This is a genomic window from Stutzerimonas sp. 21-1 (assembly GCF_056336065.1).
Genome location: NZ_CM150500.1, coordinates 286,722 through 312,316 on the forward strand (window position 1 = coordinate 286,722; position 25,595 = coordinate 312,316).

Below are 25,595 nucleotides of genomic sequence, written 5' to 3' on the forward strand. Positions count from 1 at the left end.
ATGTGCGGCTTGAATGGTGCCGGCCTTTCGGCGGACGTACACCTTTGGAGATATGGCCAGCGCGCCGCCGCGGGTAAACAGTGCACGGTGAATTCGCAGCCTGGAAACCAAGCCATGACCACCACCCCGTTCGATGAACTCCTGAATGCCGCGCGGCAGGAACGCGAGCCGCAGCGGCTGCTGTTCGTTTTCGTCACGGCGGAACTGCCCGACGACGCCACCGAGGAGGAGCGCCAGCGCTTCGAGGAGAATGCCGGCGGCTCGCTCAAGCCGGTGCTCTGCGTCGACAAACTACCCGAGGAACTGAGCAGCTTCGCCGCGCTGCGCGAGGAATCGCAGCGTACCGGCGTGGCTTGGGACCTGTTCTTCGCCGCCGCCCTGCCGGGCCAGGCGGGCATCACGCCCGGCGCGGACGACGCCGAGGAGCCGCTGAAGATGATGGTCGGTGCCATCGAGACCGGCAATATCGGTCGCTTCCTGGCTTTCGACCGCGACGGGCAGACGGTCGACTTCTACTGAGCCGCAGGGTGCCGCGCGTCAGCCGCGGCACCTGATTCGCTCAGGCCGTGCGCTCCCACAGCGCGTAAAACACCTTGCCGGCCTTCTTCTCGCGATGCAGACGCCAGTTGCCCGGCAGCCCCAGGCTCGACGGCGCCGCTTCGCTTTCGGTGTAGATCCAGGCGCGTTCGGCCAGCCAGCCCCTTTCTTCAAGCAGCGCGCACGCCGGTTGCAGCAGGTTCTTGTTGAACGGCGGATCGAGGAACACCAGATCGAACGGCGACGGTGTCTGGGTTTCCAGGTAGCGCAGGGCATCGCTCTGCAGCAGCTGGCCGTTGCCGCAGTTCAGCGTGTCCAGATGCTTGCGCAGGCTGGCAATCGCATTGGCGTTGAGGTCCAGCGCCAGCGCCATGCCGGCGCCGCGCGACAGCGCCTCGAGATAGAGCGCGCCGCTGCCGGCGAACGGGTCGAGCACCCGCGCGCCGGAGAGGTAGGGCATCAGCCAGTTGAACAGCGTTTCGCGCACGCGGTCGGGCGTCGGCCGCAGCCCTTCGGCATCGGGGAAGCTGAAGCGGCGCGAGCGCCAGTCGCCGCCGATGATGCGTAGCTGGCCCTGGCCGCCATGGGCGCTGGGTCGAATCGGTGGGTTGGCCATCAATGCTCCGGAACCGCGCTGGGCTGTTCGACAGGTCGTTCGGTGGGCGGCGGCAGCGGTTGCTGCTCGACACTGGGGCCGGCGGTGACGATGACGAAACCGTCCGGTTGCAGGTGCTTGTTCATCGCCGCCTTGACCTGTTCGACCGTCAGCGTCTGGATTTCGCCCATGAAATCTTCCAGATAGGTCAGCGGCAGGTCGTAGAAGCCGATGCTGCCGAGCTGGCCGACGATGTCGGCGTTGCTCGCAGTCGAGAGCGGGAAGCTGCCGGCGATCTCGCGCTTGCTGCGCTCCAGCTCGGCCTCGGTCGGACCTTCGGCGAGGTAGTCGCGTACCAGCTGCTGTACCAGCTGCAGTGAGCCGTCGGTCAGTTCGGCGCGGGTCTGCATGCTGATCATGAACGGCCCGGCGGCGCGCATCGGGCTGAAGCCGGAGTAGATGCCGTAGGTCAGGCCGCGCTTCTCGCGCACCTCTTCCATCAACCGGGTGCCGAAACCGCCGCCGCCGAGAATCTGGTTGCCCAGGTATAGCGCCGCGTAGTCCGGATGGCCGCGCGGGATGCCGAGCTGGGCCAGCAGCAGGTGGGTCTGGTTGGACGGGTATTCGATGTGGTGCTTGCCGGCCGGCGGTGCTTCGGGTGCCGGGGTCGCCGGCAAAGCCGGGCCCTGCGGCAGCGCGGCGGATACCTGCGCGGCGACGGCCTCGGCCTGGGTACGGTCGAGGTCGCCGACCAGCGCGATCACCAGATTGCCGGCGGCATAGGCGCGCGCATGGAACTCGCGCAGCTGCTGCACGCTGATGCCCGGCACCGACTCGGCGGTGCCTTCGCTGGAGTGCGCGTACGGATGCGCACCATAGAGCTGCTCGAACAGTTCGAGGCTGGCCAGCTTGCCGGGGTTCTGCTTCTGGAATTCGAAGCCGGCCAGCAGCTGGTTCTTGATCCGCTGCAGCGAATCCTCGGGGAAGGTCGGACGGCCGACCACTTCGCTGAACAGTTCAAGCGCCGCCGTGCGCTTGTCCGCGGCGCTCAGGCTGCGCAGGCTGGCCACCGCCATGTCGCGGTAGGAGCCGTTGCTGAAGTCGGCGCCGAGCCCCTCGAAGCCCTGAGCAATGGCGGTGACATCCTTGCCGGCGACGCCTTCGTTGAGCATCGCGTTGGTCAGCAGCGCCAGGCCTGGCGTGCCGGCGTCCTGGCTGCTGCCGGCGGCGAAGGTCAGGCGCAGGTCGAACATCGGCAGCTCGTGAGCCTCGACGAACAGCACCTTGGCGCCTTCGGCGGTCTGCCAGGTCTGGATGTCCAGCTTGCGTCGCGCCAGTGGCTGCTCGTCGAGGCTGGCCAACGATTCCAGGCGCGGTGCGTCGCCGCCGGTCGCCGCCGGACGGATCTCGGTGGTTGCCGGCGCCGCCTGGGGTGGCGGGACAGGGGCGTCCTGATCGCAGCCGGTCAGGGCCAGGCAGGCGGCCAGCAGCAGGCCGGGCAGGCTGCGGCGCAGGGTGCGGGAATCATTCATCGGCGCTCTCCTCGGGCAGCACGTGGGCGACGCTCAGGCGCGTGGGGGTGAAGTAGGTGCGCGCCGCCTGCTGGATGTCCTCGGGGGTGACGGCCTCCAGCGCGGCCAGTTCGTCGTCCATCAGTCGCCAGGACAGGCCGACGGTTTCCAGCTGGCCGATGGTGGTGGCCTGCTGGGTGATCGAGTCGCGCTCGTAGACCAGTCCGGCGATCACCTGGGCACGTACGCGCTCCAGTTCCTCGCGGCTCGGCGCATGCTGCTTGAGCAGGTCCAGCTCGGCCCACAGGCGGCTTTCGACATCGGTCAGGCTGCGGCCCTTCTGCACGTTGGGCACCGCCGAGAGCATGAACAGGCTGTCGCCGCGGGCGTAGGCGTTGTACCAGGCGGAGGCGCTGGTCACCAGCTCCTCGCCGCGTTCCAGGCGTTCCGGCAGGCGCGCGCTGTAGCCGCCGTCGAGCAGCGCGGCGATCAGGCGCAGGGCGTGGATCTGACGGGCGTCCGCCTTGGTCGACAGGCTCGGCACGTTGAACGCCATCAGCAGAGTCGGCAGCTGTGTGTTGACGTGCAGCTGCAGGCGCCGCTCGCCGGGTTCGTCCAGTTCCAGCGGCGCCTTGGCCGACGGCAGCGGGCGCTTGGCGATCGGACCGAAGTAGCGCTCGGCCAGGCTGCGCACCTCGTCCTGGGTCACGTCGCCGACCACCACCAGGGTGGCGTTGTTCGGCGCGTACCACTGCTCGTACCAGGCGCGCAGCTCGTCGGCCTGCATGCGTTCGAGATCGGCCATCCAGCCGATAGTCGGGTTGCGGTAGCCGCTGGCCGGGTAGGTGACGGTCTTGAAGCGCTCGAAGGCCAACGCGTTGGGCTTGTCGTCGGTGCGCAGGCGGCGCTCTTCCTTGATCACCTCGATCTCGCGGGTGAATTCCTCGACCGGCAGCTTGAGGCTGGCCAGGCGATCGGCTTCCAGCTCGAAGGCCACCGCCAGGCGATCGCGCGCCAACACCTGGTAATAGGCGGTGTAGTCGTCGCTGGTGAAGGCGTTTTCCTCGGCACCCAGCTCGCGCAGGATGCGCGAGGCTTCGCCGGGACCGAGCTTGCGGCTGCCCTTGAACATCATGTGTTCGAGCGCGTGCGAAAGGCCGGTCTGGCCGGGCGTCTCGTAACTGGAGCCGACCTTGTACCAGAGCTGGGAGACCACCACCGGCGCGCGGTGGTCCTCGCGCACGATCACCTTCAGGCCGTTATCGAGGAAGAATTCGTGGGTCGGCTGGCTGTCGGTCGCGGCGACCAGCGGCAGGTACAGCGCGCCGAGCAACAGGGCCGCAGCGCGGCGTAACGTCAGGTGCATAGCAGGTTTCCCGGGTCAATGGCGCCGAAGCGGCTGGCAGGGCGGGCAAAGCGCCGAACATGGTACTGGCGAGGGCGGAACAGGCAAAGCGTGCAGTGCCGTGGGGCCTGCGCCCGTGCTTAGCGCACCCCGGCGGGGAGGTGCTAGGATAGCGCCCGTCCAGCCGGCCGCGTGGCTGCCGGCGTTTCGCATCCTTGAGAATATCTTCTCCATGTTTGGTTCCAACGACGACAAGAAGACGCCGGCCGAGCCCGGCGAGAAGAAGGGCCTGTTCGGCTGGCTGCGCAAGAAGCCGCAGGCGCCGGCCGCCGAACCGCCCGCCAGCGAGCCGCCGGAAGACAGCCAGCCACTGGCCGAACACGCGGATATCCAGGCTGCCGAGACGGCCGAGGCGCTGGCCGCACAATCCGAGCGCACTGCCGAGCCGGAGCAGCCCATTGCCTCCGCAGCACCCGTTCTCGCAGAACCCGTTCCTGAAGAGCCCCAGCTAGAAGTCGAGCCAGAAGTCGAGCCTCCGCTCGAAGCGCAGCCCGAACCGCAGCCGGCCGCTGCCGCGCCGGCGTCCGAGGCTCCGGCCAAGCTGGGCTTCTTCGCCCGCCTGCGCCAGGGCCTGTCGAAGACCAGCGCCAGCATCGGCGAGGGCATGGCCAGCCTGTTCCTCGGCAAGAAGGCCATCGACGACGACCTGCTCGAAGAGCTGGAAACCCGCCTGCTGACCGCCGATGTCGGCGTCGAAGCCACCGGTGTGATCATGCAGAACCTCACCCGGCGGGTGTCGCGCAAGGAACTGGCCGACAGCGGTGCGCTGTACAAGGCGCTGCAGGAAGAGCTGGCGAGCCTGCTGCAACCGGTCGAGCAGCCGCTGATCATCGACAGCCAGGCGCGGCCCTACGTGATTCTCGTGGTCGGCGTGAACGGCGTCGGCAAGACCACCACCATCGGCAAGCTTGCGCGCAAGCTGCAGCAGGAGGGCAAGAAGGTCATGCTCGCTGCCGGCGACACCTTCCGCGCCGCCGCTGTCGAGCAGCTGCAGGTGTGGGGCGAGCGCAACAACATCGCGGTGATCGCCCAGCACACCGGTGCCGATTCGGCCTCGGTGATCTTCGATGCGGTGCAGGCCGCCAAGGCGCGCGGCATTGACGTGCTGATCGCCGACACCGCCGGCCGTCTGCACACCAAGGACAACCTGATGGAGGAGCTCAAGAAGGTCCGTCGGGTGATCGGCAAGCTCGACGAGACGGCGCCGCACGAGGTGCTACTGGTGCTCGACGCCGGCACCGGGCAGAACGCGATCAATCAGACTCGCCAGTTCAACCAGGCGGTCGAACTCACCGGGCTGGCGCTGACCAAGCTCGACGGCACCGCCAAGGGCGGGGTGATCTTCGCCCTGGCCAAGCAGTTCGGCACGCCGATCCGCTACATCGGCGTTGGCGAGGGTATCGATGACCTGCGCACCTTCGAGGCGGATGCCTTCGTGCGGGCGCTGTTCGGCCAGCAGGACGGCAAATGATCCGTTTCGAGCAGGTCGGCAAACGCTACCCCAACGGCCACGTCGGGCTGCACGAGCTGTCCTTTCACGTGCAGCGCGGCGAGTTTCTCTTCGTCACCGGCCACTCCGGCGCCGGCAAGAGCACGCTGCTGCGCCTGCTGCTGGCGATGGAGCGGCCGACCAGCGGCAAGCTGCTGCTGGCCGGACAGGATCTGTCGCGCATCACCACGGCGCAGATCCCGTTCCTGCGCCGGCAGATCGGCGTGGTGTTCCAGAACCATCAGCTGCTGTTCGATCGCACGGTATTCGACAACGTCGCGCTGCCGCTGCAGATCCTCGGGCTGAACAAGCGCGAGATCGGCCAGCGGGTGATGACCGCGCTGGAGCGCGTCAGCCTCAAGGACAAGGCGCTGCAGTACCCGGCGGACCTGTCCACCGGTCAGCAGCAGCGCGTCGGCATCGCCCGCGCGGTGGTGCATCGGCCGGCGCTGCTGCTGGCCGACGAACCCACCGGTAACCTCGACCCGCGGCTCGCGGCCGAAATCATGGGCGTGTTCGAGGACATCAACCGCCTCGGCACCACGGTATTGATCGCCAGTCACGATCTGGCGCTGATCGCGCGCATGCGCCATCGCATGCTGACGCTGCAGCGTGGTCGCCTGATCGGCGACGGGGAGGCCAGCTGATGAGCGACGAACGCAAAGCCAAATCCAATACCAGCGCGGCCGAGCGCGTCGGCGGCTCGGTGAAGAAAGCCGAGCACAAGAGCGACGAGCCGGATTTCCAGACGCTGCTGCATGCCTGGCTGGAAAGCCATCGCGCCAGTCTGGTGGACAGCGTCAGCCGGTTGTTCAAGCAGCCGATCGGCAGTTTCTTCACCTGTCTGGTGATGGCGGTGGCGCTGAGCCTGCCAATGGGGCTGGCGCTGCTGCTGGACAACGTCGAACGCCTCGGCGGCTCCTGGCAGCGTGCGGCGCAGATCTCGCTGTTCCTCAAGCTGGACGTCGATGCGGTACGCGGCGAGAAGCTGCGCGACGAAGTGGCGGCGCTGCCCGATGTCGCCGAGGCGGCGTGGATCAGCCGCGAGGCGGCGCTGGAGGAATTCCAGCAACTGTCCGGGCTCGGCGAAGCACTCAAGGAACTACCGGAAAACCCGCTGCCCGGCGTGGTGCTGGTCACGCCCGAGGAGGTCGACAAGGACAAGCTCGAAGCCCTGCGTACGCGGCTGGCGGCGCTGCCCGGCGTCGAGCAGGCGCAGCTCGACTTGCTGTGGGTGGAGCGGCTGACGGCGATCCTCAAGCTCGGCGACCGCTTCGTCTTCGGCCTCAGCCTGCTGCTGATCGCCACGCTGCTGCTGGTGATCGGCAACACCATCCGCCTGCATATCGAGAACCGTCGCACCGAGATCGAGGTGGTCAAGCTGGTCGGTGGCACGGACGGCTACGTGCGGCGTCCGTTCCTCTACATGGGCGCGCTCTACGGTCTGGGCGCCGGCCTCATCGCCTGGCTGCTGCTGGCCTACGGTCTGGGCTGGCTGAACGAGGCGGTAACGCGGCTGGCGGGGCTCTACGGCAGCGATTTCGGCCTGGCCGGCGTGCCTTCGGGCGATGCCCTGTCGCTGGTGATCGGTGCCGTGCTGCTGGGCTATATCGGGGCCTGGCTGGCCGTGGCGAGGCATTTGAGCGAATTGGCGCCGCGCTGATAACTTGTTGATATATAAGAGCTTATCGGTAACGTAAGTGAACTTTTCGGTATGCTTGAAGTCTCATGCGGCAGTGCTAAACTGCTGCAGCTTCACTATCGGAGGAACTGCATGACCACGACTCTGCAACCTGTTCACGCGCTGGTCCCGGGAGCCAATCTCGAGGCCTACGTGCACACCGTAAACAGCCTGCCGCTGCTTACCGTCGAGCAGGAGCGCGAACTGGCTGAGCGGCTGTTCTACCAGCAGGATCTCGAGGCCGCGCGGCAGATGGTTCTGGCGCATCTGCGCTTCGTCGTGCACATCGCCCGCAGCTATTCCGGCTATGGCCTGGCCCAGGCCGACCTGATCCAGGAAGGTAACGTCGGTCTGATGAAGGCGGTCAAGCGCTTCAACCCGGAAATGGGTGTACGGCTGGTGTCCTTCGCCGTGCACTGGATCAAGGCGGAAATCCACGAATTCATCCTGCGCAACTGGCGCATCGTCAAGGTCGCCACGACCAAGGCGCAGCGCAAGCTGTTCTTCAACCTGCGCAGCCAGAAGAAGCGTCTGGCCTGGCTGAACAACGAGGAAGTCAACCGCGTGGCGGACAGCCTAGGCGTCGAGCCGCACGAGGTCCGCGAGATGGAAAGTCGTCTGACCGGCCACGACATGGCGTTCGATCCGGCTGCCGATGCCGACGACGACAGCGCGTTCCAGTCGCCGGCGCACTATCTGGAAGACCATCGCTACGACCCGGCCCGTCAGCTGGAAGATGCCGACTGGAGCGACAGTTCCACCTCCAGCCTGCACGAAGCGCTGGAAGGCCTCGACGAGCGTAGCCGCGACATTCTCCAGCAGCGCTGGCTGAGCGAGGACAAGGCGACGCTGCATGACCTGGCTGCCAAGTACAACGTCTCCGCGGAGCGCATTCGCCAGCTGGAAAAGAATGCGATGAACAAGCTCAAAGGCTCTATCCAGGCCTGACGCACAACGCGGCGAAGGTTCTGTTGAACGCGGGAGTGGTCTGACGACCCTCCCGCGTTTTTCATGGGCGCTCGGTCAGCGCCGCTCAGCGCGACGGTGCGAGTGCATGCTGCACGGAGGTCAGTAGCTGAGTGCTGGTGATCGGCTTGTGCAGCCAGATGGTATGCTCGTCGGCAATGCCGGGGTCGAGCTGGTTGGCGGCGGAAATGACGATCACCGGCAGGCTGCGCAGCGCCGGATCGCGGCGGATCTCCTCGATCAGTTGGCGGCCGCTGCCATCGGGCAGGTGCAGGTCCAGGGTCATCGCCTGATAGCCGCCGGCTGCCAGCCGTTCCCGCGCCTGGTACAGGCTCTGCACGCGATCCACCGCATAACCGCCCTCGCGCAGCATCAGGTGCAGCAGACGGCCGGTGTCCGGTTCGTCCTCGACTACCAGCAGGCGCGGACGCCCGTCATCCTCGCTGCTGTCGCCGTATAGCGAGGTCTGCACCGGCAGCTGGCACCAGAACGTGGTGCCCTGGCCATCCACGCACTCGAAGCCGACGCTGCCGCCCATGCGCTCGATCAGTTCCTTGCTGATCGCCAGTCCCAGGCCGGTCCCGGCGATCTTGCGGCTGTCCGATGCATCGGCCTGAGCGAACTTCTCGAACACGTGCTGACGGAACGCCTGCGGGATGCCCGGACCCTGATCACTGACGCAGACGCGTACCTGATTGCCGCGCATGCTGGCGTGTACGCGCACTTCGCCGTGCTCGGGGGTGAACTTGATGGCGTTGGAGAGGAAGTTGTTCAGCACCTGTTGCAGGCGCAGGCCGTCGACCCAGACGTTGACCCGCGGCGGCGCTTCGAGCACGCAGCGTACGCCGTGCTGCTCGGCGAAGCCCCGGTTGCTCGCCACGGCATCCTCCAGCAGGCGCGCCAGGTCGTGTTCGCGCAGCTCGAAGGTCATCTTGCCGGCGGCCATCTTCTCCATGTCGAGCAGGTCGTTGATCAGGTGACCGAGGCGCTGGCTGTTGCGGTAGGCGATCTCGAGCATCTGCTGCATCGCCGCTGGAGCTTCGCCTAGAGCGCCGCCGGTGATCAGCCCGAGCGCGCCGCTGATCGAGGTCAGCGGCGTGCGCAGTTCATGGCTGACGGTGGAGACGAACTCGTTCTTCATCTGCTCGATGCGCTTGCGTTCGGTCAGGTCCATCAGGGTGCCGCTGATGCGTTGCGCCTGGCCGTTCGCGTCGCGCTGGATGTAACCGCGCAGCAGGACCGGCACCACCTCGCCGTGCTTGTGCTGCAGGCGCAGTTCGGTGGTGAAGTGGTCGACGTCCGACAGCATCGTCCGGGCCAGACGGGCACGTTCGCGCGCGAGGTCTTCGGCGACCATTACCCGTTCCCACAGCTTGAGATCGGAAGGCAGTTCGCCGGGGCGATAACCGAGCATCTCCCAGGCGCGTGGCGAGGCGTACAGCGTGCCGGCTTCGAGGTCGAGGTCCCAGAGGCCGTCATTGCTGCCCTTGAGCGCGAGCGACAGACGCTCCTCGCTCAGCCGCAGGGCCTGCTTGTTGCGGCGGATGTGCCGGGTCATCTGTTCGGCGAGCGCCTGGGCGCGCTGGTGGCGCAGCGCCAGCGAGGCGGTGAGGAAGAACAGCAGCAGGCTCAGGCCCAACCCCAGGCCGACCACCAGTGCGTCGTTGGTGTGAAAGCGCGCCTCGAATTCCGGCAGGCTGTTCAGGCGCAGGGTCCAGGTCTGACCGTACAGCTGCAGCTGTTGCAGACGGCTGTAGACGGGCTGGTGGGCATTGTCGGGCGCCTGGTGGGTGGTGAACAGCAGGTGCTCGGACTGTTCGCGGTCGCTGGCATAGACGCTCAGATCCAGCGGCAGGTCGACATCGCCGAGAATGCCCTGCATCAGATCACCCAGCCGGTAAGGGCTGTAGACGAAGCCGCGCAGCGCCGTCATGCGTTGCTCGGCGGTGTCCAGCGGTAGCCCTGGGCGGTACACCGGCACGTAGAGCAGCACGCCGGCCTGCACGTTGCCATCGATCTCCTGCATCAGGGTGACCTTGCCGGTGATGCTGGTCTTGCCCTCCCGCGCCGCCCGCAGCATTGCCTGGTGGCGCGCCGGTTCGGAGTACATGTCATAGCCGAAGGCTGCGCGGTTGCGCGCATCGAACGGCTCCAGGAAGATGATCGAGGTATACAGCGGGCGCTGGCCCTCGGGGCGAATGACGTAGTCGGGAAAACCTTCGGCACGTATCGCCGCCTCGTGCGCCGCGCGCTCGGCGGGCCGGATCGCCTGGGCGAAGCCGACGCCCTGGATGCCCGGATAACGCTCGTCGAGGTGCAGACGCTGCGTATAGGTGTGCCACTGCTCGCGGCTGACCAAGCCGCTGGCGTCGAACAGACCGGCGCCGCCGAGCAGGATCTGCTCGTGGTTATGCAGGCGACGCTGGATGGCCTCGATGACCTTTTCGCTGAGCAGGTCGAACTGCTGGTTGGCCGCCTGCTCCTCGTTGCTGCGCAGGTGTTGGAACACCACCAGCTGCACCAGCAGCGTGAACAGCAGGACCAGCCAGGCAATGCCGTTGCGCCAGCCGATCAGTTGGCGCCAGCCGGTCGAGGAATCATTGTCGATTGCGGGATCGCCCATAATTGACTGCAAGGCGCCACCAGACGCGAATGGAGACGGATTCAATGGGTTGCCGGGCGTTTCGGCTCAGCCGTGCGCAGCCCTGCCTTCGCCGCAGGGTAGTGCACCGGCGCGAGAAAGCCTACCCATGGATGATGTCAGACTGACATATGGCGCCCGGCAATGACCTGCGACTGGCCGTACTCCATGCGGGTGATCTGCCAGTCGATCTCCTGCGCGGCACGCGGGCGGGCGAAGCCGTAGCCCTGGCCATAATCGCAGCCGTGCTCCAGCAGGAAGGCCGCCTGATGAGCCTGTTCGATGCCTTCGGCGACGACCTGCAGCCCGAGGTTGTGCGCCAGGCTGATGACCGAGCGGGTGATCGCCGCGTCTTCCAGGCTTTGCGGCAGGCCACGGACGAAGCCCTGATCGAGCTTGAGCTTGTGCACGTTCATCCGCTTGAGGCGCAGCAGCGACGAATAGCCGGTGCCGAAATCGTCGATCGCCAGACGCACGCCGAGTTCGCGTAGCCGCCGCAGTTGCTCGCTGGCGGCGTCCGGGTCCTGCATCATCGCGCTTTCGGTGATTTCCAGCTCCAGATACTGAGCCGCCAGGCCGGTTTCGCCGAGGATGCCGGCGACCTGCGCATCCAGTTCGCCGTAGCTGAACATGCGGCTGGAGACGTTAACCGCCATGAAGTGCAGCGCCCGGCCGGCATTCAGCCAGTCTCGCATCTGCCCGCACGCCTGGGTCATCACCCAGTGATCGATGGCGCCGATCAGCCCGCTGTCCTCGGCGAGGGGGATGAAAACGGCTGGCGAGATCGGCCCCTGCTGCGGATGCGTCCAGCGCACCAGCGCCTCGAAGCCGACGATCGTGCCGCCGGGCAGGTCGTAGATCGCCTGGTAGTGCACCTGCAGCTGTTGCTGCTCCAGCGCCTGGCGCAGGGCGGTGACCAGTTCGACGCGCTGGCGGGCCTGACGGGTCAGCTCCTCGGAGTAGAAGGCATAACTGCCACGACCGTCGTGCTTGGCCTTGAACAACGCGGAATCGGCATTGCGCATCAGCTGCTCGACGTTCTGCACGTTGGTCGGCAAGGGATACAGCACGATGCCGATGCTGGCACTGCTGAACAGCTCGACCTCGCCGAGGCGGAACGGCTGATTCAGTGCGCCGAGGATGCGTAGCGCGAGTGACGCGGCCTGGTCGGCGCCACAGTTCTCGCAGAGCAGGGCGAACTCGTCGCCGCCCAGGCGGGCCAGGGTCATGCCCTCGCGTACCAGCTCCCCCAGCCGCCGCGCGACGGCCTGCAACAGCGCATCGCCGAGACTGGGGCCGAGGCTTTCGTTGATGTCCTTGAAGTGATCAAGGTCGATCAGCAGCATCGCCCCGCCACGCTTGTGCGCACGGGCGCGCTCGATGTCCTGCTTGGCGCGTTCGCTGAACAGCAGGCGGTTGGGCAGTTGCACCAGCGGATCATAGTGCGCCAGCTGTTCCAGCTCTTCGCGCGAGCGTTTGAGCGCGGTGAGGTCGGAGAAGACCGCGACGTAATGGCTGAGCTGCCCGTGCTCGTCATGGATGGCGCGCAGGTTCTGCCATTGCGGGTACACCTCGCCACTCTTGCGGCGGTTCCAGATCTCGCCGCTCCAGGCGCCGGTGTTGCGCAGGGAGCGCCACATGTCGCGATAGAAGTGCCGGTCATGCTGGCCGGAGGCGAACAGCTTGGGGGTCTGGCCGAGCACCTCGTCGATGGCGTAGCCGGTGATGCGGCTGAACGCCGGATTGACGTGCACGATGCGCTGTTCGGGGTCGGTAACCAGCACGCCTTCCTGGGTGCTGTCGAACACCGCGGCGGCCTGCCGCAGGCTGGTTTCCTGCTGGCGCTGGGTCTGCTGCTGCGCGGCGGCCCGGCGGATATGCTGGTGCCCGAGCAGATACAGCAGCGCGCTGGTGACCAGCACGAACAGCGCGCCCTTGAGGCTCTGCCAGCCGGGCTGCCGGCCATCGGTGAAGGCGAGCAGCAGCGGATCGCTGATCAGTAGCCAGGTCATGGCCAGCAGGAAATAACCCAGGCACAGCCGGAGGAGAGGCGTATTCATGTCCTGCTTCGGATCCGTAGAGGTACTGCTCGAAGAAAGCCACAGTGCGCTGTGGTGCCAGGGTAGCGGCGCGGCCGATGATTATCGCCGTACTGCTAGACGTCGGTCGAGTCGCGGATGTCACGCGGGGCGCGGTGTTGCCGGTCGCTCAGCGCTCGACCTGCAGGCGCTGCAGATAGTGGCTGCCGCCCAGCTGACGCATCTGCCGGCGGATCCAGTTGGCCCGATTGCTCACGTAGGCGCTGGGGCGGCCGGCGCTCCACTCGCGCGGGTTGGGCAGCACCGCGGCGAGCAGGCAGGCCTGGCGGGTCGACAGGTACGGCGCACCCACGCCGAAGTGCTGCCGCGCGGCCGCCTGCGCACCAAAGATGCCGCTGCCCCATTCGACACTGTTGAGGTAGACCTCGAGGATGCGCTGCTTCGGCCACAGCAGTTCGATCAGTGCGGTGAACCAGGCTTCGACGCCTTTGCGCAGCCAGCTGCGGCCGGACCACAGGAACAGGTTCTTGGCCACCTGCTGGCTCAGCGTGGAGGCGCCGCGCAGCGAACCGCCGCTGGCGTTGTGGCTGAAGGCCGCGCGGATCGCGGCGACATCGAACCCCCAGTGCTCGGCGAACTTCTGATCTTCGGCCGCGATCACCGCCATCTTCAGGTCGTCCGGCAGCTCCTGCCACGGGCGCCATTCGCGCTGCAGGTCGATGGGCTCGCCGTCGACCCAGGATTCGATCTTGCGCTCTACCATCAGCGCGGTGAATGGCGGCGGCACCCAGCGCAGCAGCAGGACCAGCACGGCCGACAGGGCGGCTATCCAGAGCAGCAACTTGAACGAGCGGCGCAGCAGGGAGCGGAGCATGTGACGTGGTCGCAGGCGAAAAGAGCCGGCATTATAGCGGCCGTTATGCAGCCACCACCCGGACGACCCGATGATTCGTGCATACCTGCCGCTCGCCGCCGGCTTCGGCCTCACCGGCGTTGCGCTCGGCGCCTTCGCCGCGCATGGCCTGAAAGCCAGCCTGAGCGCCGAGTACCTGGCCATTTTCCAGACCGCCGTGCAGTACCAGCTGATCCATGCCCTGGCATTTTTCGGTGTCGCATTGCTGAGCCTGCACGCGCCGGGCCGGCTGTTGCAGGCGGCCGCGGCGTTGTTCGGCATCGGCATCGTGCTGTTCAGCGGCAGCCTCTACCTGCTGACCCTCACCGGCATCGGCAAGCTCGGTATCGTCACGCCGCTGGGCGGTACCGCCTTCCTCGCCGGCTGGCTGTGCCTGGGGCTGGCCGGCTGGCGCCTGCCTCGTCGAGCGGGATGAACGGCTGCCGCCGGCGCCTTGGTGTGCCGGGTGGTTCGGGCTAGAATGCCGACCCCCTTTCGCAATGGCGGCGAACCCCATGCTGATTCAGTTGAATGGCGAACCCTACCAGCTGCCCGCCGGCCAGACGGTCGCCGATCTGCTCGTGCGCCTGGAATTGAGCGGGCGGCGCCTGGCGGTCGAACTCAATCGCGACATCGTGCCACGCAGCGCGCATGCCACGACGGTGCTCAGCGAGGGCGATCACGTCGAGGTGGTGCACGCCATCGGCGGCGGCTAGCGCTCCCAGCCACCCAGATTCGAAGCGTCCGCTGCCGTGACGGCGGTCGTTGTGCTGTTCAACCTCCGAACGAGGATTACCCATGCGCGCAGTTCCGAACGACAAGCCCTTCATCCTGGCTGGCCGCACCTATCAATCACGGCTGCTGGTAGGCACCGGCAAATACAAGGACCTCGACGAGACGCGCGACGCCATCGAGGCCTCCGGCGCGGATATCGTCACCGTCGCCGTGCGCCGTACCAACATCGGCCAGAACCCCGGCGAGCCGAACCTGCTCGACGTGATCAGCCCCGAGCGCTACACCATCCTGCCGAACACCGCCGGCTGCTACACCGCCGAGGATGCGGTGCGCACCTGCCGCCTGGCGCGCGAGCTGCTCGACGGCCACAAGCTGGTCAAGCTGGAAGTGCTGGCCGACCAGAAAACCCTGTTCCCCAACGTTATCGAAACCCTCAAGGCCGCCGAAGTGCTGGTCAAGGACGGCTTCGACGTGATGGTCTACACCAGCGACGACCCGATCATCGCCCGCCAGCTGGCCGAGATGGGCTGCATCGCGGTGATGCCGCTGGCCGGCCTGATCGGCACGGGCCTGGGCATCTGCAACCCGTATAACCTGCGCATCATCCTCGAGGAGGCCACCGTGCCGGTGCTGGTGGATGCCGGCGTGGGTACCGCGTCCGACGCCACCATCGCGATGGAGCTGGGCTGCGAGGCGGTGCTGATGAACAGTGCCATCGCCCATGCGCAGAATCCGGTGCTGATGGCCGAGGCGATGAAGTACGCCATCGAGGCCGGGCGTCTGGCCTATCTCGCCGGACGCATGCCGAAGAAGCTTTACGCCAGCGCCTCGTCGCCCCTGGACGGGCTGATCCGCTGATTCCTCTCGTGGCCGGTCCCGATGTCGAGTCGGGGCCGGCTTTTTTGTTTTCGCAGGTATCCCATGACTGAACCGACCTCCACGCCCGAGCAGCCGCTCGAACATCGGCGCACCATCAAGAGCTTCGTGATGCGCGCCGGCCGCACCACCCTCGGCCAGCAGCGCGGCATCGAACTGGGCTGGCCGAAGTTCGGCCTGGAGCTGAGCGACGGCCAACGCGACTTCGACCAGGTGTTCGGCCGCCAGGCGCCGCGTACCTTCGAGATCGGCTTCGGCATGGGCCATTCGACGCTGGAAATGGCCGCCGCAGCGCCCGAACAGGACTTCATCGGCGTTGAAGTGCACAAGCCGGGGGTGGGTGCGCTGCTCAGCGGACTTCTGTCACAAAACCTGCAGAATGTTCGCGTCTACAGTTGCGACGCGCTCGAGGTCCTGCGTGAATGCGTCGCCGACGCCAGCCTCGATCGGGTTCTGCTGTTTTTCCCCGATCCTTGGCACAAAAGCCGTCACCATAAACGCCGTATCGTGCAACCGGCTTTCGCCGAGCTGATCCGGCAGAAGCTCCGCGTCGGTGGCGTGCTGCACATGGCGACCGACTGGCAGCCGTATGCCGAGCACATGCTCGAGGTGCTGAGCGCCGCGCCGGGCTACCGCAATCTCGCGACTGACGGCGCATACGTGCCGCGGCCGGCAGAACGCCCGGTGACCAAGTTCGAGCGTCGCGGTGAGCGGCTCGGCCACGGCGTCTGGGACCTGAAGTTCCAGCGCGTCGACTGAGCCGGCACGCACCGCCCCACAAGAGCCGCAGCCAAGCGGCCGCAGGATGCACAACGCCAGGACGGCTCGCCTGCCCGAACCGAACAACAATGCCAGCGGATGGCCGCGAGCCTGCACATGCACGGCCGTCGTCGTCCGCCACAAGGGGGAAGTAGACGATGTACGTGAAGATTGCAGTGCTGCTGACGGCCTGTGCCAGTTGGCCGGTACTCGCCGCGGTGGATGCGAGCCAGGCGGCGCGCCTGGGACAGGACCTCACGCCGCTCGGCGCCGAGCGGGCCGGCAATGCGGAAGGCACCATCCCGGCATGGACCGGCGGCGTCACCCCGCCGGCGAGCTACCAGCCGGGCATGCACCATCCCGATCCGTTCGCCGATGATGCGCCGCTCTATCGCGTCGACAAGAACAACCTCGCCGAGCATGCCGCGCGGCTGCCCGAGGGGCTGGCGGCGCTGCTCGAGCGCTATCCCGACTTCCACCTGCGCGTCTTCCCGACCCGTCGCAGCGCTGCAGCGCCGCAGCGTATCTACGAGGCTACCCGGGCCAATGCCCAATCCGCCGAGCTGATTGCCAACGGTAATGGCATACAGGGCGCGGCGGCCGGCATTCCCTTCCCGCTGCCGCAGAACGGCATGGAAGCGATCTGGAACCACGTGCTGCACTACAAGGGCGATCAGACCCACATGATCAACCACCAGGCGGTGGTGATCGGCGGCCGCGCCAATTACATCAAGCGCGATCGTCACGTGTATTACGTCTACAACCGCGAGGGCATGGAGCAGAGTGATCTGAACAACACCCTGCTGTACTACAAGTACCGTGTCACCGCGCCGGCCAAGCTGGCCGGCACCTCGCTGGTGGTACAGGACCCGATGGATCAGGTGCTGACCACGCGCAAGGCCTGGCGCTACAGCCCGGGTGACCGCCGGGTACGACGCCTGCCGTCGCTGGCCTACGATTCGGTGCAGCCGGACACCAGCGGCCTGGCCACCGCCGACGTGGTGGACTCGTTCAACGGTGCCCCGGATCGCTACGACTGGCAGCTGCTGGGCAAGCGCGAAATGCTGATGCCCTACAACAGCTATGCAGTGCACCAGCAGGGCATTCCCTACGACGACATCGTGCTGCCGCGCACGCTCAACCCTGAGCTGCTGCGTTACGAGCTGCATCGCGTGTGGGTGGTCGAGGCGACCCTGCGTACCGGCTTCACCCATCCTTATGCCAAGCGGCGCTTCTACCTCGATGAGGACAGCTGGCAGATTCTCGCCGTGGACCTGTTCGATGACGGCGGCCAGCTGATCGGCCTGCAGGAAAGCCATCCGATCAGCTATTACGAGGTGCCGATGTTCAACAGCACCCTGGAGACGCTGTATCACCTCAAGGACGGCAACTACTTCGTCGACGGGCTGGACAACGGCGAGTCGATGTACGACTTCGGCGTGCGCCTGAGCCCCCACGACTTCTCGCCACAGGCGCTACGCCGCGGCGCCAACTGAGCCAAATGCCTAATGAAAACGCCGCCCTCGGGCGGCGTTTTCATGTGCGGAGAATGCCGCGTTCAGTTGCGGTCGGCGATCACCCCAATGATGAACAGCACCACCAGCAGCACCGGCGCCAGCGTGTAGTTGTTGAACTGCGCCAGCCCCTTCGCCAGCCAGGGGCTCAGGTAGATGATCCCGAGCCCGTAGACGATCGCGCAGAAGATCACGAACAGCAGGGTGCGCAGCACGAAATTCAGCCCGCCGATGTTCTTCTGCACCCAGGCATTGAGCGCCGGGCCGAACAGGACGAACAGTGTGGCCATGATCGCCAGCGAGATATCCGACAGGTGACTGCGGCTCCAGCGCGACAGGCTGGCGATCAGGTCGAGTAGCAAATCCATGCGGGGTCCTTAGGGCAGGAAGAGTCGGAGCAGGTCATTGAGAAACAGCTGGCCCTTGGTGGTCGCCACCAGCCGCTGCGGATCGCTGACCAGCAGGCCGCGCGCCTCGGCTTCACGGCGCCCGGCAGCGAGCAGATCGAGCGGCAGGCCGGTGCGCTGAGTGAACAGCAGCGCCGGCACGCCGTCGGTGAGGCGCAGCACATTCATCAGGAATTCGAACGGCAGCTCGTCCGCCTGCAGCTGCTTTTCGCCGGCGCGAAAGGGTTTGCCCGGGTCGAGGTAGTCCTTCGGTGTGCGGGTCTTCCAGCTGCGCAGGATGCGCCCGTCGGCCTGGGTGAGCTTGGCGTGGGCGCCGGCGCCGATGCCGAGGAAGTCGCCGAAGGTCCAGTAATTCAGGTTGTGTCGCGCCTGCCGCCCGGGCTGCGCATAGGCGGATGTTTCGTACTGGCGATAGCCGTGTTCGGCGAGCAGCACCTGTCCGGCTTCCTGAATGTCCCAGAGGATGTCGTCGTCCGGCAGCTGCGGCGGCCGGCTCCAGAACTCGGTGTTCGGCTCGACGGTCAGCTGGTACCAGGACAGGTGCGTCGGCTGCTGGGTGATGGCGGTGCGCAGGTCTGCCAGCGCGTCCTCCAGGCTCTGCTGCGGCAGGCCGTGCATCAGGTCCAGATTGAAGTTGTCGAAGCCGGCGGCACGCGCCATGTCGGCGGCGCGGATGGCCTCGTCGCCATCGTGGATGCGCCCCAGTGCCTTGAGCTTGTCGGCCTGAAAACTCTGCACGCCGATCGACAGGCGATTGATGCCGAGCTGGCGATAGTCGCGGAACTTGGCCTGCTCGAAGGTACCCGGATTGGCTTCCAGGGTGATCTCGATGTCATCGGCGAAGCCGACCCGTCGCTCCAGCCCGGCGAGGATTCGTTCCAGTGCCTGGGCGGAGAACAGGCTCGGCGTGCCGCCGCCGAAGAAGATCGAGGTCAGTCGGCGCCGCTGCACCTGTTCGAGATCCTCGTCCAGGTCGGCCAGCAGCGCGTCGACATAGGTGGCTTCCGGCAACTCGGCGCCGGCGGCGTGGGAATTGAAGTCGCAGTACGGGCATTTGCGCACGCACCAGGGGATGTGCACGTACGCCGCCAATGGCGGCAACGGGTCGAGCGGCGCCGTTTGGTGTTGCCCGGATACCGCTCTGGCTGCCGTGTCCGTGGCAATGATCACGCGATGCCCAGGCGCTGCTTGAGCAGTGACATGGCACGCGCGCGGTGGCTGAGCTGGTTCTTTTCGGCTGCCGGCAGCTCGGCGCTGGAGCAGTCGCATTCGGGCACCCAGAACAGCGGATCGTAGCCGAACCCGTGCTCGCCGCGCGGCGCATGCAGGATGCGCCCGTGCCACAGGCCTTCGCAGATGATCGGCAGCGGGTCCTCGGCGTGCCGCACCAGCGCCAGCGCGCAGACAAACTGGGCGTCGCGTTCGGCGTCCGGCACGTCCCGCAGGACCTGCAGCAGCTTGGCGTTGTTCGCCGCGTCGCCCTGGCCGTCGGCATAGCGCGCCGAATAGATGCCAGGCGCGCCGCCGAGCACATCGACCGCCAGACCGGAGTCGTCGGCCAGCGCCGGCAGTCCGGAGAGCCGCGCGGCGTTACGCGCCTTGAGAATGGCGTTCTCGATGAACGACAGGCCGGTCTCTTCCGGCTCGATGGTGCTGAACTCGGCGACCGAGCGTACGCGCACGGTATCGCCGAGCATGGCCTGGAGTTCCTTGAGCTTGCCGGCGTTGTGGCTGGCGAGTACCAGTTCGTTGAAAGGCATCATTCGTCGGGGAAGATTTCCTGGTTGAAGTCGAAGGTCACCGCCTCGCCGTCCTGCGGCTTGACCGTCAGGCTGAAGCGCAGGGTTTCCTGGGAGTCGATGGGGAACTGCGCCAGGTAGTACAGCGCCGCATCGCCTTCCTTGAGCTGCTTGAAGGTCAATGGCCGGTCCTGCCCAAGCAGGTTCTTCACCGTGCCGCTGACCTGCGCCGGCACCGCCTTGCCCTGCTTGAGCACGGAGACGTTGACCACGCCCTGCGTCTTGCTGCGCACCAGGCCGGCCGCGGCGGCGACGTCCGGCTGCAGGAAGCCGGAATTGAAGGCGATGTAGTGAATGTCGTACTCGCCGGCGCTGTGCTTGCGCTCGGCGAACGCCGGCAGCGCGAACAGCGCGACCAGCAGGCAGATCAGGGCACGTTTCATGGTCTCTCCTCCAGCAGTGCAGCCGGTCATCGGGCCGGTCCGGTAACGCGGTAGATGCCGATCTCGCCCAGCAGGTTGGGCCACAGGCGACTGCCCCAGCCGTGCCGGTGATCGCGATCCACCGCCAGTCGCTCCAGCACCCGCGCGCCACGTTCATGGCAGAGCCGTTCGAAGTCCTCGAAGGTGCAGAAGTGAATGTTCGGCGTGTTGTACCAAGTGTAGGGGAGGAACTCGGAAACAGGCATGCGGCCCTTGCTCGCCAGGTACCAGCGACAGCGCCAGTGGCCGAAGTTGGGGAAGGTGATGATGCACTGGCGACCGACGCGCAGCATTTCCTTCATCAGCAGGTCGGGGTAGTGCACGGCCTGCAGCGCCTGGGTCATCACCACCATGTCGAAGCTGTCGCTGGCGAAGTTGCCCAGGCCCTTGTCCAGGTCCTGTTCGATGACGTTGACGCCCTTTTCGATGCAGGCGGCGATGTTGTCCGGGTCGATCTCCAGGCCATAGCCGCTGACCTGCTTGTGGTCGCGCAGCCAGGCCAGCAGCTCGCCGTTGCCGCAGCCGAGGTCGAGCACCCGGCTGCCGCTCGGAATCCAGTCTTGGATGATGTCCAGGTCGGCGCGCATTGAGGTTCCTTATACGGCGATGCGGTTCATATAACCGCGAAAGGCCTGCAGGTAGCGGGGATTGGGGATCAGGAAGGCATCGTGGCCCTGCGGCGCGTCGATCTCCAGGTAGCAGACGTTCTTGCGCGCGGCGAGCAGCGCGTCGACGATTTCTCGCGAGCGCTCCGGCGAGAAGCGCCAGTCGGTGGTGAACGACATCACGCAGAAATCGGCCTTGGCGTCGGCGAAGGTCTTGGCCAGGTCGTCATCGTGTGCCGCGGCCGGGTCGAAGTAGTCCAGCGCCTTGGTCATCAGCAGGTAGGTGTTGGCGTCGAAGCGGCTGGAGAATTCCTCGCCCTGGTAGCGCAGGTAGCTCTCGACCTGAAATTCCACGCTGTTGAAGTCGTAGTTGAGCTTCTCGCTGCGCAGGCCACGACCGAACTTGGTGCCCATTGCATCGTTGGACAGGTAGGTGATGTGGCCGACCATGCGTGCCAGCATCAGGCCGCGCTTGGGAATCACGCCCAGGTCCTGGAAGTGTCCGCCGTGGAATTCCGGGTCGGAGAGGATCGCCTGGCGCGCGACTTCGTTGAAGGCGATGTTCTGCGCCGACAATTTGGGCGCCGAGGCAATGGCCAGGCAGTGGCGCACGCGTTCGGGGTAGCTGATGGTCCATTGCAGCGCCTGCATGCCGCCCAGGCTGCCGCCGACCACGGCGGCCCATTGTGCGATGCCGAGCTGGTCGGCCAGAAGTGCCTGGCTGTGCACCCAGTCCTCCACGGTGACCACCGGGAAGTCGGCGCCATAGACCTTGCCGGTCGCCGGATTGAGGCTGCTCGGGCCGGTCGAGCCGTTGCAGCCGCCGAGGTTGTTCAGGCTGACGACGAAGAAGCGCTCCGTGTCAATCGCCTTGCCCGGCCCGATGCAGCTGTCCCACCAGCCCGGCTTGCGATCATCCGGGCTGTGGTAGCCGGCGGCATGGTGATGGCCGGACAGCGCATGGCAGATCAGCACGGCATTGCTGCGTGCGGCGTTCAGTTGGCCGTAGGTTTCGTAGATCAGCTGGTAGTCAGCCAGCGTGCGGCCACAGGCGAGTGCCAGCGGTTCGGCGAAATGCGCGACCTTCGGACTCACCAGGCCAACGGAATCGGCTGGAATGGCAGTGGGCATCGACCCTGGCTCTTGCGAAAAGAAGGCGGCAAAGTCTAAAGGGAAGCGCGCCGCAATTCATCTGCAATCGCTGCGGCCGATCAGCACCGGGCCGCATCCGTCAGGCTGACCACCTTGGCCTGGCGCCGCAGCGGCGCGGGCAGGCGCAGCACGCGCAGCATTTCTGCAGCCTGTGCCAGCTGCTGGTCCAGCTCGCCGCTGTAACGGGCCAGCAACTGGCCGCGCTGGCTGTCCTGCTGGCTGGTCTGCGCCAGTGTCTTGAGGCGCAGCATGTGGGTTTCCAGCTGCTGCTTGTTCTCCAGCGCATGCTGCAGCAAGGGCGTCAGCGCGTCGCCAGCCCAGCTCTTGGCCTCCTGACGCAGGCGCTGGTGCAGGCCGATCACCTCCTGTACCAGCGTGGCAAAGAAGCGCCGGGTGAGCGCGCTCTGTTCGGTGAGCAGAGTCTTGAGCTGCAGGCGGAACTGGTCGGCCTTGCCCTGCAGGCTGCGTAGCTCGTGCTGGAACGGCTGGAGCTCGAACAGCGGCGCATCGAGGCCCTGCAGCGGGTTTTCCTCGTTGTGCCGCTGGTAGATGGCGACGACCACCTTGTTGGCGCGTGCGGCTTCGAGTTCCAGCGCGTGCAGGTCCTGCTCGACGCAGCGGAAGAAATGCAGGATGGCCAGGTTGATGCCCAGCGTCGTCAGGCTGCCGGTGAGGCTACGGCGCAGACGGGCCAGATGCTCCTCCAGGCGCTCGGCGCGTATGGCCGCGCCGAGCAGCTCGCCCTGGCGTTGCAGCAGGTGCTGATTGGTGCGCAGTTCGAGCAGGCGTTTGTGGTGGCGATTGTGGTCGTGGCGGGTGCGCGCGGTCAGTTCCAGCAGCATCTGCCCGTTGCCTTCCTGGTGATTCTCCAGCAACGCGCGCTGCTCGTTGACCTTTTCGCGGCGCAGCTGCAGCACCTGCTGGCTGTTGTGCAGCAGGGCGAGCACCTGGCGTACCACCTGTTCTTCGAGCAGGCGCTCTTTCTGCGCCAGGATGCGCGCGGCCAGCAGCTGCTCCAGCGCTTCGAGCTGGCTGCGCTCGAGCAGCGCCTGATCGCCGCGGACCTTGCCCAGCAGGGCCTGCTTGGCCGACAGCGGTAGTACCTGGGCGCTGTCGATGCCCAGTTGCTGGGCAGTGCTGGCGCGCATCTGGCGAATCGCTTCGCTGACGAACTCCTCGCCGGCAGGGTCGTCCCACAGCACGTCGATCTTGTTCAGCACGGCGAACAGGTTGCCGCGGGTATCGCTGTCGAGCTGGCAGACGTGTTGGCGCCAGATGTCCATGTCGCTGGCAGTGACGCCGGCGTCGGCGGACAGCATGAACAGCACGGCCTGGGCGTTGGGCAGCATCGACAGGGTCAGCTCCGGTTCGCTGCCCAGCGCGTTCAGGCCCGGCGTGTCGAGAATGCGCAGGCCCTGGCGCAGCAGCGGATGATCGAAACTGACCAGCGCATGGCGCCAGGCCGGCACCAGCACCTGCTCGGTGCCTTCGGCGCGCTCCAGCGTCTCGGCCTGGAAGCCCAGTTCGATTGCCTGCTGGACCGACACGGCCTTGGTGCGGGCGACCTGGGTGAAGGCCTCGACCATGCTTTGCGGATCGTGCGGGTACAGCGGGATGTTCAGCCAGTGCCGCGGAGTGTGCTTGAACTGCGCGATGCTGGTGTCTTCCAGGCGTGACTCGATGGGCAGCAGACGAATGTAGCAGCGCTCGGCCCGCGGGTCGAAGAACAGCTCGGTCGGGCACATGGTGGTGCGCCCGGCGCGCGACGGCAGGATGCGCTGGCCGTAGCTGGAAAACAGCAGGCTGTTGATCAGCTCGGTCTTGCCGCGCGAATACTCGCCGACGAACGCCAGGGTGATCTGATCGGTGCGCAGGATGCGCAGCGCGCGCTCGAGACGGGCATCGACCGCCTCACTGCCGAGGCGGTTGTGCAGCAGCCAGCTGCGATAGCGGGTGATCTCGCGGATCAGGTCGCGTTTCCAGGTGACGTAGGCGTCCACCTGTCGATCGAGTCGTTCCATGCTCATCCCGGGTCCCTGGGGAAGTAGTACGGCGATTTATCCGATTCGCTGACCGACGGTCAATCCGCGACCGCCGGTTGGCCGCCCGGTGGGCCTGTGAAGCCTCCGGACGGTCGTCAGACTCAGATCAGCATGCGCAGGATGTTGGGCATGTGCGTCATGGTCGCCAGGTTGTTGACCACCAGCATGTCCAGCAGCTTGATCGCCAGGAAGGCGAAGATCGGCGAGATGTCGAGCCCGCCGAGATTCGGCAGCAGGCGGCGGAACGGCGCCAGCACCGGCTCACACAGCTGGCTGACCAGCTGCGCGCCCGGGTTGTGGCTGCCCGGCGCGACCCAGGAGAGGATCACGCTGATGATCAGCGCCCAGAAGAAGATGTTGAGGAACAGCCCGGTGATGCCGATCAGTGCCCAGATCAGCAGCAGAATCGGGTTGCCGGTGGTGCCGTAGGCGACCAGCAGGATCAGCGCCATCAGCACGATCTGCACGATCAGCGCGAGCAGCAGCGACGACAGGTCCAGCGTGCCCATGCTCGGAATCACCCGGCGCATCGGCCGCAGCAGCGGGTGGGTGGCCTTGACGATGAACTGGCTGAGCGGGTTGTAGAAGTCGGCGCGCACCAGCTGCAGGATGAAGCGCAGCAGCACGATCAGCAGGTAGAGGCTGCCGAGCGTCTGGATGATCAGGATCAGGGCTTGCGAAAGTTGGGACATGAAAGCTCCTTATTGGCCCAGTTGTTCGGCCAGCTCGGCCGAGCGGTGCGCGGCGGCGTTCAGCGCCTGCTGCACCAGTTGCTCGAAGCCGCCAGCCTGGAAGGCTTTGATCGCCGCTTCGGTGGTTCCGTTCGGCGAGGTGACGCGGCGCCGCAGTTCGGCGGCGTCGACGTCGCTTTCGCAGGCCATGCGCGCCGCGCCCAGGGCGGTCTGCAGCGTCAGCTGCGCGGCGGTTGCGCGCGGCAGGCCGAGTTGTTCGCCGGCCGCGGTCATCGCTTCGATGAGCAGGAAGAAGTAGGCCGGGCCGCTGCCGGATACGGCGGTGACCGCATCGATCAGCTGCTCTTCGTCCAGCCACAGGGCCACGCCGACCGCCGAGAGCAGCTGTTCGGCCTGCTGCTTCTGCATAGCGCTGACCTGTGCGTTGGCGAACAGGCCGCTGACGCCCTGACGCAGCAGCGCCGGGGTGTTCGGCATGCAGCGCACGATGGCCCGCGGCTGCGGGCCGAGCCAGCGCTGCAGGCTGTCGCAGGTGATGCCGGCGGCGATGGAAACGATCAGCGTGGTCGGTGCGAGCAGCGCGGCCAGGTCGCGGCAGACGGCCTGCATCACCTGCGGCTTGACCGCCAGTACCACCACATCGGCATTCATCAGCGCGTCGCGGTTGTCGGCGAAGGTCTGGATGCCGTGCTCGGCGCTGATTCGCGCGCGCTGCTCGGTGCCAGGATCGCTGGCGCGGATGGCGTCGGCGGCGACACCCTGGGCGCGCAGGCCGCCGATCAGGCTGGCGGCCATGTTGCCGGCGCCGATGAAGGCGATGCGGGGAGAAGTCATAG

The 25,595-nt window shown here is 66.5% G+C and carries 25 protein-coding genes; 10 read left to right on the top strand and 15 right to left on the bottom strand.

What is annotated here, in order from left to right; translation table 11 throughout:
* Positions 1 to 114 precede the first annotated feature (114 nt).
* The gene (locus tag AC0ZJQ_RS01310; protein ID WP_156716048.1) at positions 115 to 519 is read left to right on the top strand and encodes a ribonucleotide reductase subunit alpha; all 405 of its coding nucleotides are present in this window, start codon (positions 115 to 117) and stop codon (positions 517 to 519) included.
* 40 nt (positions 520 to 559) lie between these two features.
* Here the strand turns inward: AC0ZJQ_RS01310 and rsmD are convergent, their stop codons facing one another.
* Genes rsmD through AC0ZJQ_RS01325 form a run of 3 tightly spaced genes read right to left on the bottom strand, consistent with a single transcriptional unit; the run spans position 560 to position 4,009 of the window.
* Entirely contained in the window at positions 560 to 1,153 is a 594-nt protein-coding gene (gene rsmD / locus AC0ZJQ_RS01315; protein ID WP_476477240.1) for a 16S rRNA (guanine(966)-N(2))-methyltransferase RsmD, read from the bottom strand.
* Positions 1,153 to 2,664 (bottom strand): M16 family metallopeptidase, encoded by a 1,512-nt coding sequence (locus AC0ZJQ_RS01320; RefSeq protein WP_476477241.1) that lies wholly within the window; start codon positions 2,662 to 2,664, stop codon positions 1,153 to 1,155. Before AC0ZJQ_RS01320 ends, rsmD begins: the two co-directional genes overlap by 1 nt.
* Entirely contained in the window at positions 2,657 to 4,009 is a 1,353-nt protein-coding gene (locus AC0ZJQ_RS01325) for a M16 family metallopeptidase (RefSeq protein WP_476477242.1), read from the bottom strand. Before AC0ZJQ_RS01325 ends, AC0ZJQ_RS01320 begins: the two co-directional genes overlap by 8 nt.
* A gap of 211 nt (positions 4,010 to 4,220) precedes the next feature.
* Between AC0ZJQ_RS01325 and ftsY the strand changes: the two genes are divergently transcribed.
* The 4 genes from ftsY (at position 4,221) to rpoH (ending at position 8,166) form a co-directional block, all read left to right on the top strand.
* On the top strand, positions 4,221 to 5,519 hold the full coding sequence (gene ftsY / locus AC0ZJQ_RS01330) for a signal recognition particle-docking protein FtsY (protein WP_008568534.1): 1,299 nt from the start codon (positions 4,221 to 4,223) through the stop codon (positions 5,517 to 5,519).
* Positions 5,516 to 6,184, top strand: a complete 669-nt coding sequence (gene ftsE, locus AC0ZJQ_RS01335; protein WP_008568533.1) for a cell division ATP-binding protein FtsE — start codon at positions 5,516 to 5,518, stop codon at positions 6,182 to 6,184. The genes ftsY and ftsE overlap by 4 nt, the downstream gene beginning before the upstream one ends.
* On the top strand, positions 6,184 to 7,200 hold the full coding sequence (gene ftsX, locus AC0ZJQ_RS01340) for a permease-like cell division protein FtsX (protein ID WP_237263765.1): 1,017 nt from the start codon (positions 6,184 to 6,186) through the stop codon (positions 7,198 to 7,200). The genes ftsE and ftsX overlap by 1 nt, the downstream gene beginning before the upstream one ends.
* 111 nt (positions 7,201 to 7,311) lie before the next feature.
* On the top strand, positions 7,312 to 8,166 hold the full coding sequence (rpoH, locus tag AC0ZJQ_RS01345) for an RNA polymerase sigma factor RpoH (protein ID WP_008568531.1): 855 nt from the start codon (positions 7,312 to 7,314) through the stop codon (positions 8,164 to 8,166).
* Between the two features lie 85 nt (positions 8,167 to 8,251).
* Here rpoH and AC0ZJQ_RS01350 read toward each other — a convergent pair whose 3' ends face one another.
* The 3 genes from AC0ZJQ_RS01350 to mtgA all read right to left on the bottom strand — a co-directional run bounded on the left by AC0ZJQ_RS01350 (position 8,252) and on the right by mtgA (position 13,738).
* Positions 8,252 to 10,807, bottom strand: a complete 2,556-nt coding sequence (locus AC0ZJQ_RS01350; protein ID WP_476477243.1) for a hybrid sensor histidine kinase/response regulator — start codon at positions 10,805 to 10,807, stop codon at positions 8,252 to 8,254.
* Between the two features lie 137 nt (positions 10,808 to 10,944).
* Positions 10,945 to 12,885: a phosphodiesterase DibA gene (dibA, locus tag AC0ZJQ_RS01355; RefSeq protein ID WP_476477244.1), complete on the bottom strand. Its 1,941-nt coding sequence runs from the start codon at positions 12,883 to 12,885 to the stop codon at positions 10,945 to 10,947.
* A gap of 148 nt (positions 12,886 to 13,033) precedes the next feature.
* A complete protein-coding gene (mtgA, locus tag AC0ZJQ_RS01360; protein WP_008568528.1) occupies positions 13,034 to 13,738 on the bottom strand; it encodes a monofunctional biosynthetic peptidoglycan transglycosylase in 705 nt (234 codons plus the stop codon).
* Positions 13,739 to 13,808: 70 nt separating this feature from the next.
* Here mtgA and AC0ZJQ_RS01365 point away from each other — a divergent pair, with 70 nt between their 5' ends.
* From AC0ZJQ_RS01365 to AC0ZJQ_RS01385, 5 genes are all read left to right on the top strand, one after another.
* Positions 13,809 to 14,192, top strand: coding sequence for a DUF423 domain-containing protein (locus AC0ZJQ_RS01365; RefSeq protein WP_314020019.1), 384 nt, complete (start codon positions 13,809 to 13,811; stop codon positions 14,190 to 14,192).
* Positions 14,193 to 14,256: 64 nt separating this feature from the next.
* The gene (gene thiS / locus AC0ZJQ_RS01370) at positions 14,257 to 14,472 is read left to right on the top strand and encodes a sulfur carrier protein ThiS (protein ID WP_218576499.1); all 216 of its coding nucleotides are present in this window, start codon (positions 14,257 to 14,259) and stop codon (positions 14,470 to 14,472) included.
* A gap of 82 nt (positions 14,473 to 14,554) precedes the next feature.
* A complete protein-coding gene (locus AC0ZJQ_RS01375) occupies positions 14,555 to 15,349 on the top strand; it encodes a thiazole synthase (protein ID WP_237263775.1) in 795 nt (264 codons plus the stop codon).
* 63 nt (positions 15,350 to 15,412) lie between these two features.
* Positions 15,413 to 16,126 (top strand): tRNA (guanosine(46)-N7)-methyltransferase TrmB, encoded by a 714-nt coding sequence (gene trmB / locus AC0ZJQ_RS01380; protein WP_213662441.1) that lies wholly within the window; start codon positions 15,413 to 15,415, stop codon positions 16,124 to 16,126.
* A gap of 158 nt (positions 16,127 to 16,284) precedes the next feature.
* Entirely contained in the window at positions 16,285 to 17,622 is a 1,338-nt protein-coding gene (locus tag AC0ZJQ_RS01385) for a DUF1329 domain-containing protein (protein ID WP_476477245.1), read from the top strand.
* Between the two features lie 62 nt (positions 17,623 to 17,684).
* Here the strand turns inward: AC0ZJQ_RS01385 and AC0ZJQ_RS01390 are convergent, their stop codons facing one another.
* The 9 genes from AC0ZJQ_RS01390 to proC form a co-directional block, all read right to left on the bottom strand.
* Positions 17,685 to 18,008 (bottom strand): DUF3392 domain-containing protein, encoded by a 324-nt coding sequence (locus AC0ZJQ_RS01390; RefSeq protein ID WP_008568520.1) that lies wholly within the window; start codon positions 18,006 to 18,008, stop codon positions 17,685 to 17,687.
* A 9-nt stretch (positions 18,009 to 18,017) separates the two neighbouring features.
* Positions 18,018 to 19,109: a radical SAM family heme chaperone HemW gene (gene hemW, locus AC0ZJQ_RS01395; protein ID WP_476477793.1), complete on the bottom strand. Its 1,092-nt coding sequence runs from the start codon at positions 19,107 to 19,109 to the stop codon at positions 18,018 to 18,020.
* Between the two features lie 104 nt (positions 19,110 to 19,213).
* Positions 19,214 to 19,810 carry an RdgB/HAM1 family non-canonical purine NTP pyrophosphatase gene (rdgB, locus tag AC0ZJQ_RS01400; RefSeq protein ID WP_155551192.1) on the bottom strand — a complete coding sequence of 199 codons (597 nt, stop codon included), beginning with the start codon at positions 19,808 to 19,810 and terminating at the stop codon, positions 19,214 to 19,216.
* Positions 19,807 to 20,229 carry a DUF4426 domain-containing protein gene (locus tag AC0ZJQ_RS01405; protein ID WP_043299501.1) on the bottom strand — a complete coding sequence of 141 codons (423 nt, stop codon included), beginning with the start codon at positions 20,227 to 20,229 and terminating at the stop codon, positions 19,807 to 19,809. Before AC0ZJQ_RS01405 ends, rdgB begins: the two co-directional genes overlap by 4 nt.
* A gap of 26 nt (positions 20,230 to 20,255) precedes the next feature.
* Entirely contained in the window at positions 20,256 to 20,855 is a 600-nt protein-coding gene (gene metW / locus AC0ZJQ_RS01410) for a methionine biosynthesis protein MetW (RefSeq protein WP_008568516.1), read from the bottom strand.
* Between the two features lie 9 nt (positions 20,856 to 20,864).
* Positions 20,865 to 22,004, bottom strand: coding sequence for a homoserine O-succinyltransferase MetX (gene metX / locus AC0ZJQ_RS01415; RefSeq protein WP_008568515.1), 1,140 nt, complete (start codon positions 22,002 to 22,004; stop codon positions 20,865 to 20,867).
* 80 nt (positions 22,005 to 22,084) lie between these two features.
* Positions 22,085 to 24,052: a dynamin family protein gene (locus tag AC0ZJQ_RS01420; RefSeq protein WP_476477246.1), complete on the bottom strand. Its 1,968-nt coding sequence runs from the start codon at positions 24,050 to 24,052 to the stop codon at positions 22,085 to 22,087.
* A 116-nt stretch (positions 24,053 to 24,168) separates the two neighbouring features.
* Positions 24,169 to 24,759 carry a YggT family protein gene (locus AC0ZJQ_RS01425; protein ID WP_008568510.1) on the bottom strand — a complete coding sequence of 197 codons (591 nt, stop codon included), beginning with the start codon at positions 24,757 to 24,759 and terminating at the stop codon, positions 24,169 to 24,171.
* A 9-nt stretch (positions 24,760 to 24,768) separates the two neighbouring features.
* Positions 24,769 to 25,593: a pyrroline-5-carboxylate reductase gene (gene proC, locus AC0ZJQ_RS01430; RefSeq protein WP_165594863.1), complete on the bottom strand. Its 825-nt coding sequence runs from the start codon at positions 25,591 to 25,593 to the stop codon at positions 24,769 to 24,771.
* Between the last annotated feature and the right edge of the window lie 2 nt (positions 25,594 to 25,595).